Origin of the sequence: Streptomyces sp. CBMA291, assembly GCF_014596525.1 — a bacterium.
Classification (GTDB): domain Bacteria; phylum Actinomycetota; class Actinomycetes; order Streptomycetales; family Streptomycetaceae; genus Streptomyces.
This window is the reverse complement of record NZ_MSJP01000015.1, coordinates 24,909-41,345: the sequence shown is the minus strand read 5'-3', so window position 1 is coordinate 41,345 and position 16,437 is coordinate 24,909. Positions and strand designations below refer to the sequence as shown.

The window sequence follows — 16,437 nt, the reverse complement described above, 5'->3', positions numbered from 1 at the left end:
CCGGCCGCCATGCGGCCCGGCAGACGTGCCCGGGGCGTTCCTTCGCGATGCCCCTGGCAGCAGTACAGAACGACACAGCAGATGAAGACGGTGCCCTGGGACTTTCTGGGCGCCAAAGTGTGTTTTGCCCGTATATGGGAGGCGGCATGACAGAGACGGCGAGCGGCCCGGCACGTGGTTCCCGCACCAAGGGAGCCAAGTCGGCGAGCAAGGGCCTGCGTATCGAGCGCATCCACACCACCCCCGGCGTGCATCCGTACGACGAGGTGGCCTGGGAGCGCCGTGACGTCGTCATGACCAACTGGCGCGACGGCTCGATCAACTTCGAGCAGCGTGGCGTCGAGTTCCCCGACTTCTGGTCGGTGAACGCGGTCAACATCGTCACCAGCAAGTACTTCCGCGGGGCCGTCGGCACCCCGCAGCGCGAGACCGGTCTGAAGCAGCTCATCGACCGCATCGTGAAGACCTACACGAAGGCCGGCGAGGAGTACGGCTACTTCGCCTCGCCCGCCGACGCCGAGATCTTCGAGCACGAGCTCACCTACGCCCTCCTCCACCAGATCTTCAGCTTCAACTCGCCGGTCTGGTTCAACGTCGGCACGCCGCAGCCGCAGCAGGTCTCCGCCTGCTTCATCCTGTCCGTCGACGACTCCATGGAGTCGATCCTCGACTGGTACAAGGAAGAGGGCATGATCTTCAAGGGCGGCTCCGGTGCCGGCCTGAACCTCTCCCGCATCCGCTCCTCCAAGGAGCTGCTCTCCTCCGGCGGCAACGCCTCCGGCCCGGTCTCCTTCATGCGGGGCGCCGACGCCTCCGCCGGAACGATCAAGTCCGGTGGCGCCACCCGCCGCGCGGCCAAGATGGTCATTCTCGACGTCGACCACCCCGACATCGAGAACTTCATCGAGACCAAGGTCAAGGAGGAGGAGAAGATCCGCGCCCTCCGTGACGCGGGCTTCGACATGGACCTGGGCGGCGACGACATCACGTCCGTCCAGTACCAGAACGCCAACAACTCCGTCCGCGTGAACGACGAGTTCATGAAGGCCGTGGAGTCCGGCGGCAGCTTCGGTCTGCGTGCCCGCATGACCGGCGAGGTCATCGAGGAGGTCGACGCCAAGTCGCTCTTCCGCAAGATGGCCGAGGCCGCGTGGGCCTGCGCCGACCCGGGCATCCAGTACGACGACACGATCAACCACTGGCACACCTGCCCCGAGTCCGGTCGTATCAACGGCTCGAACCCGTGCAGCGAGTACATGCACCTGGACAACACGTCCTGCAACCTCGCCTCGCTGAACCTGATGAAGTTCCTCGACGACGACGGCAAGGGCAAGCAGTCCTTCGACGTCGAGCGTTTCGCCAAGGTCGTCGAGCTGGTCATCACCGCGATGGACATCTCCATCTGCTTCGCCGACTTCCCCACCGAGAAGATCGGCGAGAACACCCGCGCCTACCGCCAGCTCGGCATCGGCTACGCCAACCTCGGCGCCCTGCTGATGGCGACCGGCCACGCGTACGACTCCGACGGCGGCCGCGCCCTCGCCGGTGCCATCACCTCCCTGATGACCGGCACCTCGTACAAGCGCTCCGCCGAGCTTGCCGCCGTCGTCGGCGCGTACGACGGTTACGCCCGCAACGCCGAGCCGCACCAGCGCGTCATGCAGCAGCACGCCGACGAGAACACCAAGGCCGTCCACGTGGACGACCTGGACTCGCCGATCTGGGCCGCCGCGACGGAGGCCTGGCAGGACGTGATCCGCCTCGGCGCCAAGAACGGCTTCCGCAACGCCCAGGCCTCGGTCATCGCCCCGACCGGCACCATCGGTCTCGCGATGTCCTGCGACACCACCGGCCTTGAGCCCGACCTCGCCCTGGTCAAGTTCAAGAAGCTGGTCGGCGGCGGCTCGATGCAGATCGTCAACGGCACCGTCCCGCAGGCCCTGCGCCGCCTGGGCTACCAGGAGGAGCAGATCGAGGCGATCGTCGCCCACATCGCCGAGAACGGCAATGTGATCGACGCCCCCGGTCTGAAGACCGAGCACTACGAGGTCTTCGACTGCGCCATGGGCGAGCGTTCCATCTCCGCGATGGGCCACGTCCGCATGATGGCCGCGATCCAGCCGTGGATCTCCGGCGCCCTCTCCAAGACCGTGAACCTGCCGGAGACGGCCACGGTCGAGGACGTCGAGGAGGTCTACTTCGAGGCCTGGAAGATGGGCGTCAAGGCGCTCGCGATCTACCGCGACAACTGCAAGGTCGGCCAGCCGCTCTCCGCCAAGAAGAAGGAGGACGAGAAGGTCGCGGTCACCGCGAAGTCCGAGGCGACGATCCGCGAGGCCGTCGAGAAGGTCGTCGAGTACCGCCCGGTCCGCAAGCGTCTGCCCAAGGGCCGTCCGGGGATCACCACCTCCTTCACCGTCGGTGGCGCCGAGGGCTACATGACCGCCAACTCCTACCCGGACGACGGTCTCGGCGAGGTCTTCCTGAAGATGTCCAAGCAGGGCTCGACGCTCGCCGGCATGATGGACGCCTTCTCCATCGCGGTCTCCGTCGGCCTCCAGTACGGCGTGCCCCTGGAGACGTACGTCTCGAAGTTCACCAACATGCGCTTCGAGCCGGCCGGCATGACGGACGACCCGGACGTGCGGATGGCGCAGTCGATCGTCGACTACATCTTCCGCCGCCTGGCGCTCGACTTCCTGCCCTTCGAGACCCGCTCCGCCCTCGGCATCCACTCCGCCGAGGAGCGTCAGCGTCACCTCGACACCGGCTCGTACGAGCAGGTCGAGGACGAGGACGTCGACGTGGAGGCGCTGGCCCAGTCGGCTCCCCGCACCCAGGAGCTGAAGGCCGTCGCCGCCCCGGCCCCGAAGGTCGAGGTCCCGGCCCCCAAGCAGGCGCACACCTCGGCCGAGCTGGTCGAGATGCAGCTCGGCATCAGCGCCGACGCCCCGCTCTGCTTCTCCTGCGGCACGAAGATGCAGCGGGCGGGCTCCTGCTACATCTGCGAGGGCTGCGGCTCCACCAGCGGCTGTAGCTGACACCCGAGGGCACCGCGCCGGATGTCGACATCCGGCGGGGTCGCCCCGGTGAGCGAGCGGCACGGCGCCCGTAGCGCCGAGTGAAGGGGACCGGTCTCGCGCCGGTCCCCTTCCGCGTGTCCCCGGGGCCCTGGGTCCCGGGCCCCGTGAACGAGGCCCTCGGCTCAGGAGCGCACGGAGCCGATCAGGGCGGAGAAGGCCTGCGGGTCGGCGTCGAAGCCGTGGCTGAACGGACGGAACGACCAGTCGCCGCCCTCGCCGCGGACGAACTCCACGATCGTCGCCGACCGGGCGGCGGGCACGTCCGCGAAGTCGTGGACCAGCAGGTCCGTGTAGCCCTCGCGGACCCGGACGCCCGTACTCCCTATGTCGCCGAAGGTCAGCCGCCCGGCACCCTGCTGTATCGCGACGCCCACCACCACCCGCGTATAGCGCGGGGCCAGCCGCTCCAGCTCCACGGTCATCGCCTCGTCGTAGCCGAAGCCCTGCCCCGTACGGCTGTCGCGGAGCAGCGTGATCGTGCCGTCGGGAGAGCGGCTGCCGAAGTGCACCAGCTGGGCCGGGGCCCCGTAGGCGTCGTCCGCCGTGAAGACGCCCGCGATCAGGTCCAGGTCGTGGACCGGTGCGCCGGAGGGCGCGGGGTCCCACTTGAGCGCCACCTCGACACGTCCGATGCCTTTGCTGAGTCCGCTCATGGTGCTTCCCCTCTCCGCGTACGCCCCCGCGTACGCCTCGCGTCGTACCGTCCGACCCGGGGGAGAACTCAGGGTCGCGGTCGATCACTCATGGTGTCATGCGGCTCCGACAGTGGGCCCTGGAGCGAGGGGGAGAGGAGGGGGCGGGGCGGTGACAAGCCGGATCTCGCCCCACTCTGGCTCGAATCATGCGGAAGAAGGGCCGGACGGGGTGAACTCGCCTTCGACGGCGAGGGATTTGAACGGCCGTCCCGGGGCGGCCCCGGGGTGGTCCCGGGGCACCTGTCAAGGACTGCCGGGGCGGTCGTCCGCCCCGTACGATGGCGCGGTGCTGGTCAAGTGGATTCGCTGCACCGTGATGGACCGTCGAGGGTTCGAGCGGGGGCAGCGGAAATGGGCGGGACTGCTCGGTGAGCCGGGATTCCGGGGCCAGGGCGGCGGGTGGAGCCGGGCTCGGCCGGACGTCGCCCATGTCTTCGCGTTCTGGGAGAGCCGGGCGTTCTACGACTCCTTCATGGCGCGCTCCCACGACCGGCTCGCGGCGACCCAGGCGGGCACCTTCAAGAACGCCCAGGTCAAGCTGTTCGACCACCGCTTCGACGTGAAGACCGGGTTCGAGCCGAGGTTCTCCGACGCCGACGTGGCACGCGTCGCGCACTGCCGGGTCCATGAGGAGCGGGCCGAACACTTCGCCCTCATGCAGGAGAAGGTGTGGAACCCGGCGATGGCCGGTTCCCCGGGCATGCTCCGGGGACTGTTCGGGGAGGCGCCCGGCAGCGAGTTCCTGGTGCTCTCCCTCTGGCAGTCCGCCGCCGAGCACGGCAAGTACCGGGTGGAGCGCATCGAGAGGCTCGGTCTGCGGGCCCACACCGCCGCCGACGTGGCGGCGCTCGACGGCGACGTGGTGCGGCTCGAAGGCGCCTGGACGGTCTGAACCCCCTCCTGGCCGCGCCCGTCCGGGGGAGGCGTTCTAGGGTCGAGGTATGGCAAGACCGCGGCGCATCGTTCTCGTACGGCACGGCGAGTCCGAAGGCAATGTCGACGACACGGTGTACGAGCGCGAGCCCGACCACGCCCTGAGGCTCACCGAGACCGGGTGGCGGCAGGCCGCGGAGACGGGGGAGTGGCTGAGGGACCTCTTCGGGGACGAGGCCGTCAGCGTCTACGTCTCCCCCTACCGGCGCACCCACGAGACGCTGAGCGCCTTCCGGCTGCCCCCTGAGCGGGTCCGGGTGCGCGAGGAGCCCCGGCTGCGGGAGCAGGACTGGGGCAACTGGCAGGAGCGGGAGGACGTACGCCTCCAGAAGGCCTACCGCGACGCCTACGGCCACTTCTTCTACCGCTTCGCCCAGGGCGAGTCCGGCGCGGACGTCTACGACCGGGTCGGGGCCTTCCTGGAGAGCCTCTACCGCAGTTTCGAGGCGCCCGACCACCCGCCCAACGTCCTCCTGGTCACCCACGGACTGACCATGCGCCTGTTCTGCATGCGCTGGTTCCACTGGTCGGTCGCCGACTTCGAGTCCCTGTCGAATCCCGGCAACGCCGAGACCCGCGTCCTGGTGCTCGACGAGGGCGGGCGGTACCGCCTGGACCGGCCTTTCGAGCGCTGGCGCACCCCGGAACCGTACGGACCCACGGGATAGAGTGACCGACCGATGATCGCTGACTCCGCATCCACCCGGCGCTACGACCGTGCCCTGGCCAGCCTGCGCGGGCTGTCCGTGGGAGACGCCCTGGGCTCCCAGTTCTTCGTTCCCGCCCACTACCCTCTGCTGAAGCGGCGCGAGCTGCCCGAAGGTCCCTGGCAGTGGACCGACGACACCGAGATGGCGTGCTCGGTCCTCGCCGTCCTCGCCGAGCACCACCGCGTCGACCAGGACGCCCTGGCCTGGTCCTTCGCCCGCCACCACGACTTCGACCGGGGCTACGGCCCCGCCGTGAACCGGATGCTCCGGCTCGTACGGGAAGGCGGCGACTGGCGCGAACTGGCCGCCGCCCTCTTCCAGGGCCAGGGCTCCTGGGGCAACGGCGCCGCCATGCGGATCGCCCCGCTCGGAGCCTGGTACGCGGACGACCCCGAGCAGGCGACGCACCAGGCCGAGATCTCCGCCTACCCGACCCACCAGCACCGCGAGGCCGTCGTGGGGGCCATGGCGGTGGCCGCCGCGGCGGCTCTGGCGGCCGATCCCGCGGGGCCGCCCACGCCCGAGGCGCTGCTCGACGGGGTCGTCGCCCTGGTCCCGCGCAGCGCGGTGGCCGCCGGGCTGAGGCGGGCCCGGGACATGCTCGACTACGACGACGCGAGCACGGTCGCCGCCGTCCTCGGCAGCGGACGGCGGACCAGCGCGCACGACACGGTCCCCTTCGCCCTCTGGTCGGCGGCGCGTGGCCTCGGCGACTTCACACGGGTCTTCTGGACGACCGCGCAGGTCGGCGGCGACGTCGACACGACCTGCGCCATCGCCGGAGGTGTCGTGGCGGCGGCTTCGACCGGCGCTCCACCGGAGGACTGGCTGCGGCAGACCGAGGAACTGCCGGGGTGGCTGCCGACCGGGCCGGTGTAAGACCCCGGGCAGCGTTCGCGAACGCGATGCCCTGACGGCCGACCAGATGTCAAGGCGGAACTCGGCGAGTGTCGCCGGGGTGTCCATGGACTCCTCCTGGGGCTCAGTTTCCCTTGTTTTACGCGATCTCGGATGAGGGGTGTGCGGCGGTTCCGGTTCGCCGTACGGCCCTCGGCCCCGGCCTGATGATCTACCTGCTTTGGATGTGCGTACGCGAATACGAGAGGAGTCGCGTGAGCGTTGGCTCCGGCCCGTTCACGGCGGTGCGGTCCGGTCCTGGGCCCGTGTGGCGAAGTCCGGGGACGTCCTGACGGAAACCGGGTATCGCACCTGGTGTCGGGCGGCGTAACCTGTCAGGCGCCATGCCGTATGAACCCCCTACTCACACCGTCGAGCGATCGCTCCGGGCGACCACCGGTGCCAAGATCGTCGCCGGAGTCGACGAGGTCGGACGCGGGGCGTGGGCCGGCCCCGTCACCGTGTGCGCGGCCGTCACCGGTCTGCGCCGTCCGCCCGAAGGTCTCACCGACTCCAAACTGATCACCCCCAAACGCCGCACCGCGCTCGCCGCGCAGCTCGAAGAGTGGGTCACCGCGTACGCGCTGGGTGACGCCTCCCCGCAGGAGATCGACGAGCTGGGCATGACCGCCGCCCTGCGACTCGCGGCGGTACGGGCCCTCGAAGGGCTTCCCGTACGGCCCGACGCCGTCATCCTCGACGGCAAGCACGACTACCTCGGCAGCCCCTGGCGAGTCCGTACGGTGATCAAGGGCGACCAGTCCTGCATCGCCGTGGCCGCCGCCTCCGTCATCGCCAAGGTCCGCCGTGACACGGTCATGGCAGAGCTTGGAGATGACGCCGGGGAGTACGGGGCGTACGCGTTCGGCGCCAACGCGGGCTACCCTTCGCCGGTCCACAAAGCGGCGCTCGAAGAACTGGGACCCACTCCCCACCACCGACTTTCCTGGTCGTACCTGGACGCGATGCCCAGGTGGAGCCACCTCAAGAAGGTCCGTCTCTCCGCCGAGGCGGCCGCGTTGCAGAGCGGGGGCCAACTCGGCTTCGACTTCTGAAACTTCCGGTCGCGGGGCCTGATCGAAGAAGCCCGCCATGCGACCGGGGCGCACCTGTGCGCCCACCCGCCGATGCCTCGCGCAGCGGCGTTTGATAGACATCCACCCATGCCTCTCACCCCCGAGGAGCCTCAGATTCACGAGAGCGCCCAGGGTCCCCGCGCCTCCGCGGCCACCGGCCGCCCCGCGCCGACCCCACGTCCCGTACCCGGTCCGCGTTCCGCGGCCTCCCCGCGCCCCGGACGCCCGGTCCCCGGTCCGGCCAAGCCCGCGGCCCCTGCCCGGCAGCCGCACCCCGAAGCCGTGCCGTCGGCTGCGGAAAATCGTTCCGGCGAACCGTCCGAGCCGCAGCTCCAGCTGATCCCGGCCCCCGTCGACGGAGCCCTGGACGCCGCCGAGGAGGCGCTGGACCTGCTCCTGGAGACCGGCCGAGCCCCCGGTGAGGTTCTGGTCCTCACCACCGGCGACCTGCACCCCTGGGCCGCCCACGAGCTGTCCTTCGGCGAGGCGTCCTACTGGGCCCACCAGGACACCGACGACGATGTCTTCTTCGCGCACGCCACCGCCGTGGAGCGGGCGAAGGCCCGTCCCGTGGTCATCGTCGCCCTCAACGGCGGGGACGACCAGGCCGTCGCCCGGGTGCTGCCGCTCGCGCGGGCCCGCGCGAGCGCGCTGCTCGTCGTCTGCGGCGACTCCCAGCTCGTCACGACGCTCCTCGGAGCGAGCGCGGCCGTCTGAACGACCGCCTCTCCCCGCCGGACCTCACCGGGCCCGGCGGGGGCGGCGCGGTCCGCCGCCCCCGGGTCGGCCTCGCGCCCATGACTTCCGGGGCGCTTTCTCCACTTCCGGGGCGTGCCCCCCGTTCCCGGGGCGTGTTCCCCGCTTCCGGGGCGGGGTGGGCCTGCTGCTTCCGGAGCGTGTTCCCGCGTGTGCTTTCCCGGGCTCGGATTCTCCTGCGGGCGTATCCCCCCCCGGGTCCCGATGTGCGGGGCGTGCGTCCTGCGGGTTGCCTTCCGAGGGCTTCTTCTCGTGTGTCGCTTTCCCTGGGCTGTCTTCCGTGCGCTGCCCACCGAGGGTGTTTCCCGTGCGCTGCCCTCCGCAGGCCGCTTCCCTTGTGTTGCTTCCCGTACCGTCAGCGCGCGGCGGCCCGGCGCAGGGGTTCGGCCGCGCCGCTCGCGGTGCGCGGTGTGAGGAGTTCGACTTCGGCGTGCCCCTCGTCCAGTGGCAGAGGGGGAGAGTCGGAACTCGGCCGTCGGCCACCCCGGCCCTCGCCGAGCACCTGCCAACCACCCCGGGTCAGCGTGATGTACGCGCCACAGCGGAGCCCGTGCAGGGTGCAGGCGTCCCGGAGCCCCCACATCCAGGCCCCGTCCTCCTCGGTCCACCGCTCGTCGCCCTCGCGGCAGTACAGCAGGACCGCGGTCCTGACCGGGGTCCGTCTGCGCAGGTCGTGCGGGATGACCCGGCGCAGATGCGCGAGGAGCGCGTTGCGGAACTCCCAGCCGTCCGCCGGGGCGGGGCGACGGACGAACGAGGCGCTGGCCGTGAGCCGTTCCTCGTGGTCGAGGACCCCCAGGACCGCCATGGCGGGCGTGGGCGCGTGACGCGAATGGAGACCGCTCACGACCTCACGCGGATTGCGCAGCAGGGGAATTCCCGCCGCGGCCCACTCGGCCGGTTCGAGTATCCGGGCGAGGCGGCTGGTGGACTCGGACGATGATCTGAGCGAGGCGGCTGTGGGCGGAGCGAATCCGAGGGTCACGGTCCTCCCTTCGGATACGCGCCCGCTAGGCGGGCAAGGTCGGGTGAGGGCGCACCACGGCACAGTCCTTCCGGACCGCTGAAGGGCCGTGCGAGGCGGTTTCCCAATTCTTGCCGCCCCGTGCGCGGGCGGCAACGAGCAATTGAGGACGCTGACGGGTATGCGTGGGTATGCCTCTCATATCCCTGCCCAGTTGCTCATTGTTCACTCCCCGTTTCCTTCCCCGTTTCACCCCTGGACGGCAAGCACCAGCGGAAACACTCCTTCCGCTCCGGCCCGCCGCAGCAGCCGCGCCGCCACCGCCAAGGTCCAGCCGCTGTCCGACAGGTCGTCGACCAGGAGGATCGGCCCCCCGGCCGCAGCCACCCGCCCGGCCAGTTCGGCGGGAACGGTCAGGGCCTTCTGGAGCCCCGTCACCCGCTGGGCGCTGTTGGTCCGGGACGGCCGGACGTCCTCCGCCTCCGGCGCGTACTCCACCGAACCGAGCAGGGGCATCCTGCCGATCTCGGCGATCCGCTGCCCCAGCGAACCCACCAGTCGAGGTCTGCGGCGGGAGGCGACCGTGACCACCCCGGCGGGTCTCGCCGGAGCGTCCGCGGTCCCCGAGGCCCAGCCCCCGGGCCCCTTGGCCCAGTCGGCGAGCACCTGCACGACCGCCTGTACGACATCGTCCGGCACCGGTCCGTCCGCCGCACCGTCGGCCAGCAGCGGACGCAGCCGGTTGCCCCAGCCGATGTCCGAGAGGCGCCCGAGGGCCCGCCCGCCGGAGGACTGCTCTCCGGCCGGGATGCGGCCCTTCAGGTCGACTCCGACGGCGGCCAGCCCCGTCGGCCACATCTTCCGGGGCTCGACCTCCACGCCCGGCCGCCCCAACTCGCCCTTCGCCGCGTCGAGCGCCGCGTCGGACACCTTCGGGTCGAAGCGGTTCCCCGCGCAGTTGTCGCAGCGGCCGCACGGAGCGGCCTCCTCGTCGTCCAGCCGGCGCCGCAGGAACTCCATACGGCAGCCGTCCGTCGTCGCGTAGTCCCGCATCGCCTGCTGCTCGACGGCCCGCTGCCGCGCCACCCAGGCGTACCGCTCCGTGTCGTACACCCAGGGCTGCCCCGTGCTCTCCCAGCCGCCCTTGACCCGGCGCACCGCACCGTCCACGTCCAGGACCTTGAGCATCGTCTCCAGACGGGTCCTGCGCAGCTCCACCAGCGGCTCCAGAGCGGGCAGCGACAACGGCCTGCCCGCCCGCGCGAGCACGTCGACGGTCCGCCGCACCTGCTCCTCCGGAGGGAAGGCCACCGAGGCGAAGTAACGCCAGATCGCCTCGTCCTCCTGTCCGGGCAGGAGCAGCACCTCCGCGTGCTCGACCCCACGCCCGGCGCGGCCGACCTGCTGGTAGTACGCGATCGGCGAGGACGGCGACCCGAGATGCACCACGAAGCCCAGGTCCGGCTTGTCGAAACCCATGCCGAGGGCCGAGGTCGCCACGAGCGCCTTGACCCGGTTCGCCTGTAGGTCTTCCTCCGCCTGCTGCCGATCGGCGTTCTCCGTACGGCCCGTGTACGAGGACACCGTGTACCCGCACTGGCGCAGATAGGCCGTGACCTCGTCGGCCGCGGCGACCGTGAGCGTGTAGACGATCCCGGAGCCGGGCAGCTCGCCGAGGTGGTCGGCCAGCCAGGCCAGCCGGTGCGCCGCGTCCGGCAGCCGCACCACGCCCAGACTCAGGCTTTCCCGGTCCAGCGGCCCCCGCAGCACGAGGGCGTCCGTGCCGACGCCCGTGCCGAGCTGCTCGGCCACGTCGGCCGTCACCCGGGCGTTCGCCGTCGCCGTCGTCGCGAGGACCGGAACGCCCGGGGGGAGGTCCGCCAGCATCGTGCGCAGCCTGCGGTAGTCCGGCCGGAAGTCGTGCCCCCAGTCCGAGATGCAGTGCGCCTCGTCGACCACGAGGAGTCCCGTGGCCGCCGCGAGACGAGGCAGCACCTGATCGCGGAAGTCGGGATTGTTGAGCCGCTCCGGGCTCACCAGCAGGACGTCGACCTCGCCGGCGGCCACCTCCTCCTGCACGGTGTCCCACTCCTCGGTGTTCGAGGAGTTGATCGTGCGGGCGCGGATCCCCGCACGGGCCGCCGCCTCCACCTGGTTGCGCATCAGCGCGAGCAGCGGGGAGACGATCACGGTCGGGCCGCTGCCGCGCTCACGGAGCAGCGAGGTCGCCACGAAGTAGACCGCCGACTTGCCCCAGCCCGTCCGCTGCACCACCAGGGCCCGACGTCGGTCGGCGACCAGGGCCTCGATCGCCCGCCACTGGTCCTCGCGCAGTCTCGCCTTGCCCGTCGGGTCCGAGACGAGACGGGCGAGCACGGTGTCGGCGGCGGTCCGGAGGGCGGCGCGGTCTTCCAGGGGAGTCGCTTGAGTCATGCCCCCATGCAACCCGATGCCTCGGACATCGGGCGAACGAGGCACCGGATCTGTGGATAACTTCGCCGACGGCGGACGCCTCGCTCCGGGAGTTATCCACAGGGGTTTCGGAATTCGGGAGATCACGAGACCGTCCTGACCATGAACGCGAACCACCACGAAACCAGTGGACTCTCCCGTACCCCACAGATCACCCTGCGCGGCCCCGCGGAGCTGGCCGACGCCCTGCCGTTCGTGCTGGGCTTCCACCCCACCGACTCCGTCGTCCTGGTCGCCCTCCACGGCGAGCGCGGCCGCTTCGGCGGCCGGGTCAGGCTCGGCATCCCCCGCTCGCCGGGCGAATGGGACTCGACCGCCGACCACCTCGCCGAATGCCTTGTCGAAGGGGACTCAAGGAAGGGCACGCGCCCGGACGGCATCGTGGTCTTCCTCTGCCAGGACCCCGAGCCCGGCGAGACGGGCCGGGGAGTCATGGAGCGCCTGCGCCCCTTCGCCCAGCGCCTGCGCACCGCCTGCGGCGCCCTGGACATCCCCGTCTGCGAGGCCCTCTGCATCACCGACGGCCTGTACTTCTCCTACTGCTGCCCCGACGTCCGTTGCTGTCCGTCGGACGGCACCCCGCTCGCACTCAGCGGAACGACGGTGATGGCGGCGACCGCGACCTACGCCGGAGTGCGGGTGCGGGGCTCCCTCAGGGACATGGAGAACCGGTTCAGGCCCTCCGCCGGGCCCGGCGAGGAACCGCAGCGAACGGCGCTCGACACGAGCGCCGCCTCGATCGTCCCGGAGATCCTCACGGACGCCGGGGGCAAGGGGCGCGAGGAGGTGCGCGAGCGGACGCTGAAGCTCGCCCGGGAGGTCCTCCGCCGCTTCGCGAACCCGAAGAACGAGGGGAACGCGGCCGGGAAGGGGAGCCCGGTCGCACCGAGCGCGCCGAGGACGACCACCGGCGCCACGGCCGAGAGGGACACGACCGACGACGCCCTGATCGGCACCGACGAGGCGGCCGCGCTGATCCTCGGCCTCCAGGACCGCGTCACCCGGGACCGGGCCGCCGAATGGATGGAAGGCTGGGAGGGCCCCGCCGCCCTGCGCCTCTGGCGGGTACTCGCCAGGCGCTGCGTCACCCCGTACCAGGAGCACGCCGCCGCCCCGCTCACCCTCGCCGGCTGGACCGCCTGGTCGACCGGAGACGAGCCGACCGCCCGGGTCGCCCTCGGACTCGCTCTCGAAGCCGACCCTGAGTACGTCTTCGCCCGCCTCCTGCACCAGGCGTGCAATGAAGGGCTCGACCCGGAGTCGCTGCGCTCCTGCCTGCGGGCCGAGCGGGACTCCCGGCTCGCGGTGGAGGAACCCGCCCCGGCGGCCGAGCGGCGGCCCCGGACGCGCACGGCCCGCCCGCAGGGCGCCCGGCTGTCCCTTGCCAAGCCAGGCCGCCAGACCGGAGGAAACCGCAGGCCGGGCGCCGGAGTACGGCCCGGCGGCCCTGCGGCGGCGCGGCCGGGGAGCGGCGCTCCGAGGCCCGGCGGGCCGCGCGGTAGCCGGAGCGGGCGATGACATGCATATCGGGGGACCGGGCCGTCCGTAGAGCCCTTGTCGTCCCATCGGTCGGGGATGGGACGACGGACCGGGCCAGACGTGTGAGGGGCCTCGTGGCACAGCGGAGAAGTCCTCTCGGATGGATCCGCGGGGCGTGTTTATCGTCAGGGAGACGACTATGATCTCCGCATGCCTCCCTACGACCCTTCGGCCTTTCCGCCCTTCGCCGTCACCGTCGATCTGGTCGTGCTCACCGTGCGGCACCACGCGCTCTGCACCCTGGTCGTGCGGCGCGGCGAGGAGCCGTACGAGGGACATTGGGCGCTGCCCGGAGGCTTCGTGCGGGCGGAGGAGGACCTCGGGGCGGCCGCCGCACGCGAACTGGTCGAGGAGACCGGACTCCGCGCCCACGACCCGGGCGCCCCGCCGCCGGAGACGGGCAACGGCGCGCACCTTGAGCAGTTGGCGACCTACGGGGCGCCCGACCGTGACCCGCGCATGCGGGTGGTGAGCGTGGCCCATCTGGCCCTCGCGCCGGACCTTCCGGCGCCGAAGGCGGGCGGGGACGCGGATAGTGCCCGCTGGGCGCCCGTCGAGGAGCTGCTCGGCGAGATCGGGCCCGCCGGTCCGGACGGAGAGGCCGGGGGCGCCCCCGGCGCGCTCGCCTTCGATCACGGCCGCATCCTCGCCGACGGGGTGGAGCGGGCCCGCTCCAAGATCGAGTACTCCTCGCTCGCCACCGCCTTCTGCCCGCCGGAGTTCACGGTCGGAGAGCTGCGACGGGTCTACGAGGCCGTCTGGGGGGTCTCCCTCGACCCGCGCAACTTCCACCGGAAGGTGACCGGAACGCCCGGATTCCTCGTTCCGGCCGGTGGCACCACGACCCGTCAGGGAGGGCGCCCCGCCCAGCTCTTCAGGGCGGGTGGGGCCACTCTCCTCAACCCTCCGATGCTGCGGCCCGAGATCTGACGGGCGGATCCGGTCGGCACCCCGCAAGGTCAACCTTGCGCCGAAAGTCCGAAATGTAGCGTTATCTTGCTGCGGTAGCGCCGCCCTGCCGCGGAGCGGTGTCATCTACCGCGAGAGAAGCGATGCTCCAGGCCATCGGACTGACCAGCACTCCCCGCCGCGATCGCCCGCCAGCCGTGGACGATCTGACCTTCGAGGCCCGGCCAGGAGCCGTGACGGCCCTCCTCGGCCCCCCGGGCTCCGGCAAGACCACCACCCTCAGGCTCATGCTCGAACTCGAGCCCGGCCGGGGCGTCACCTACTTCCGAGGGCGTCCGCTCCATGGCATCGCCGATCCGCCACGCGAAGTCGGCGTACTCCTCGGCGACGTTCCCGGACACCCCTCCCGCACGCTCAGAGGCCAGTTGAGGATGCTCGGTGCCGCCTTGGGCGTCCCCACCGCACGGGCCGACGAACTGGCCCGGACCGTGGGGCTCGCCGGTCTGGAGCGCCGAAGGATCGGCACGCTTCCGATCGGCGCCGACCGTCGGCTGGGGCTCGCCTCGGCCCTGTTGGGCGACCCGCACACCCTGCTGCTCGACGAGCCGGGCGCCGGTCTCTCCCCAGCCGAGAGCGCCTGGCTGCACGAACTGCTGCGCGGCCACACGTCCGACGGCGGGACCGTCCTCTACACGACGGACGACCCCAAGGACGCGGCACGCCACGCCGACCGCGTCGTCACGCTCGACGGCGGCAGGCTCGTCGCGGACCAGGACGCCGTGGAGTTCGCCCGCACCCGGCTTCGCCCCCGGGTCTCCGTCCGTACCCCCCAGGCCGTCCGGCTGGCCGCGGTCGTCACTCAGGAGGCCAGGGCCGCCCGGCGCCCGGTCGAGGTCGTGGCGGAGGAGGGCAACCGGCTCTCCGTCTACGGGAGCGACTGCGCGGCCATCGGCGACGCGGCCTTTCGCCACGGCGTCCCGATCCACCGGCTCACCACGGAGACGGGAGACATGGGCCCGCTCCGACGCACTGGTTCCGGGGCTACGGGGACCGGGAAGGCGGCCACCCCGGGAAAGGGCGAAGCCAAGGGGACTGTTCCCAGGAAGGACGGACCTGGCGCGACGGGCGGACCCGCAGCGGCGGGCCCGGGGAGGAACGGGCCTGGAGTGACGTGCCCGGAGACGGGTGGATTTGAAGTGATGGGCCTGGGGACGGGTGGACCTGAAGTGGCGGGCCCGGGGAAGGGTAGGCACGAAGCGGTGGGCCCGGAGGGGGAACCCGATCAAGGAGGCCCGGGAAACGGCGCCCTCGGGAGAGTCGGCCCAGGCCCCACGGGCGGCCCCACAGATGGCCCCGCAGTCGGCTCCCCCTCGGGTCGGCCCTCCCCGGCTACCACCGGGGCCGTACCCCCGTCCGCACCACCCGCACCCTCGGCAGCCGCCCCCGTCACGCTCACGCCGGGGGCGCCACCCGTCGGCACGGCCCCGACCGTCGGGTCGTCCGCCGCCTCCACCCCCGTCGAGCCCGACCCGGCCCCCGCCCCCCGGAACCCGGTCCGCGCACCCCTCCGGCCCCTTCGCTACGAGCTGCACCGGTTGCTGGGAGTGCCGTCCACGCCCCTCGTCGCCGGGGGAGTCCTGCTCCTCTCCCTGACGCTCGCCCTGCTGCTCGGGCGAGGGGGCCGCGCCGCCCTGCCCGCCGTCCTCGCCGGCTGGCCGGCGATCTCCCCGTTGCCGCCCGCCGCGCTCGGCGCGGGGCTGCTCGGCGCCTTCTCCTTCGGCGAGGAGTACCGCTACCCCGCACTGACCACCGGGCGGGGCGCCGTGCCCCGCAGGCCCGGCCTGCTGCTGGCGAAGCTCGCCGTCTCCGCGCTCGTCGCGCTGGGTCTCGGGGTGCTCGTCGTACTGGCCGACTTGGGGGCCTTGCGGCTCGTCCATGGAGCCGAGCTGGTCCCCGTACCGGAGAACTGGTCGGCGCTCGCTGCCAGTTGGCTGGGTCTGTTGGTCGGCTGCGCCTGGGCCGGAGTGCTCGGGGCCGGGGTGTTCCGGGCGGCGGCGGCCGGAGTGGCCGCCGTCCTCGCGGTGCCGGTCGCCTTCGTCCCGCTGCTTCAGAAGGTGCTGACCGGGCCGACGGTGCGGTCGGCGGCCGGGCTTCCGGCGCGACTGCGCGAGTTCGTGGGGCCGCAGTGGTCCCCGGCTTTGGAGCGCTGGCTGGCGGGGACGCTGCACGTACTGGGGCAGCCTGCGGGGGTGGCGCTCACGCTCACGCTGGCGGGGCTTTCCTGTGCCTACGTGTTCACGGGCCTTCGCCGTAAGGCCCGTTGGTGATCGGATACTGACCGAATCGCTTCGATCGTTTGCCAACTGCCTTGATATGGGCGCTGCATGTCCGACTAATCGTCAA

The 16,437-nt window shown here is 71.8% G+C and carries 12 protein-coding genes; 9 read left to right on the top strand and 3 right to left on the bottom strand.

All coding sequences use genetic code 11. The annotated features are described in order from the left end of the window. The first annotated feature begins 146 nt into the window (after window positions 1-146). Window positions 147-3,041 (top strand): vitamin B12-dependent ribonucleotide reductase, encoded by a 2,895-nt coding sequence (locus BU197_RS04495; RefSeq protein WP_188266872.1) that lies wholly within the window; start codon window positions 147-149, stop codon window positions 3,039-3,041. Window positions 3,042-3,205: 164 nt separating this feature from the next. Here BU197_RS04495 and BU197_RS04490 read toward each other — a convergent pair whose 3' ends face one another. Then, on the bottom strand, window positions 3,206-3,736 hold the full coding sequence (locus tag BU197_RS04490; RefSeq protein ID WP_188266871.1) for a TerD family protein: 531 nt from the start codon (window positions 3,734-3,736) through the stop codon (window positions 3,206-3,208). 328 nt (window positions 3,737-4,064) lie between these two features. Here BU197_RS04490 and BU197_RS04485 point away from each other — a divergent pair, with 328 nt between their 5' ends. The 5 genes from BU197_RS04485 to BU197_RS04465 all read left to right on the top strand — a co-directional run bounded on the left by BU197_RS04485 (window position 4,065) and on the right by BU197_RS04465 (window position 8,111). Next, window positions 4,065-4,670 carry a YdbC family protein gene (locus tag BU197_RS04485; RefSeq protein ID WP_188266870.1) on the top strand — a complete coding sequence of 202 codons (606 nt, stop codon included), beginning with the start codon at window positions 4,065-4,067 and terminating at the stop codon, window positions 4,668-4,670. 49 nt (window positions 4,671-4,719) lie between these two features. Beyond that, complete coding sequence (locus BU197_RS04480; protein WP_188266869.1) at window positions 4,720-5,379, top strand: histidine phosphatase family protein; 660 nt, start codon at window positions 4,720-4,722, stop codon at window positions 5,377-5,379. A 12-nt stretch (window positions 5,380-5,391) separates the two neighbouring features. Further along, on the top strand, window positions 5,392-6,300 hold the full coding sequence (locus tag BU197_RS04475) for an ADP-ribosylglycohydrolase family protein (RefSeq protein ID WP_188266868.1): 909 nt from the start codon (window positions 5,392-5,394) through the stop codon (window positions 6,298-6,300). Between the two features lie 362 nt (window positions 6,301-6,662). After that, window positions 6,663-7,373 carry a ribonuclease HII gene (locus tag BU197_RS04470; protein ID WP_188266867.1) on the top strand — a complete coding sequence of 237 codons (711 nt, stop codon included), beginning with the start codon at window positions 6,663-6,665 and terminating at the stop codon, window positions 7,371-7,373. A gap of 108 nt (window positions 7,374-7,481) precedes the next feature. After that, window positions 7,482-8,111 carry a hypothetical protein gene (locus BU197_RS04465; protein ID WP_188266866.1) on the top strand — a complete coding sequence of 210 codons (630 nt, stop codon included), beginning with the start codon at window positions 7,482-7,484 and terminating at the stop codon, window positions 8,109-8,111. A gap of 394 nt (window positions 8,112-8,505) precedes the next feature. Here the strand turns inward: BU197_RS04465 and BU197_RS04460 are convergent, their stop codons facing one another. Both BU197_RS04460 and BU197_RS04455 read right to left on the bottom strand, forming a co-directional pair. Continuing rightward, window positions 8,506-9,135, bottom strand: coding sequence for a hypothetical protein (locus BU197_RS04460; protein ID WP_188266865.1), 630 nt, complete (start codon window positions 9,133-9,135; stop codon window positions 8,506-8,508). Window positions 9,136-9,363: 228 nt separating this feature from the next. Next, entirely contained in the window at window positions 9,364-11,547 is a 2,184-nt protein-coding gene (locus BU197_RS04455) for a RecQ family ATP-dependent DNA helicase (protein ID WP_188266864.1), read from the bottom strand. 141 nt (window positions 11,548-11,688) lie between these two features. Between BU197_RS04455 and BU197_RS04450 the strand changes: the two genes are divergently transcribed. The 3 genes from BU197_RS04450 to BU197_RS04440 all read left to right on the top strand — a co-directional run bounded on the left by BU197_RS04450 (window position 11,689) and on the right by BU197_RS04440 (window position 16,361). Next, complete coding sequence (locus tag BU197_RS04450; protein WP_188266863.1) at window positions 11,689-13,104, top strand: DUF4192 domain-containing protein; 1,416 nt, start codon at window positions 11,689-11,691, stop codon at window positions 13,102-13,104. 171 nt (window positions 13,105-13,275) lie between these two features. Then, a complete protein-coding gene (locus tag BU197_RS04445) occupies window positions 13,276-14,055 on the top strand; it encodes an NUDIX hydrolase (protein ID WP_188266862.1) in 780 nt (259 codons plus the stop codon). A gap of 176 nt (window positions 14,056-14,231) precedes the next feature. Continuing rightward, complete coding sequence (locus tag BU197_RS04440) at window positions 14,232-16,361, top strand: ATP-binding cassette domain-containing protein (protein ID WP_411158438.1); 2,130 nt, start codon at window positions 14,232-14,234, stop codon at window positions 16,359-16,361. Window positions 16,362-16,437: the final 76 nt, after the last annotated feature.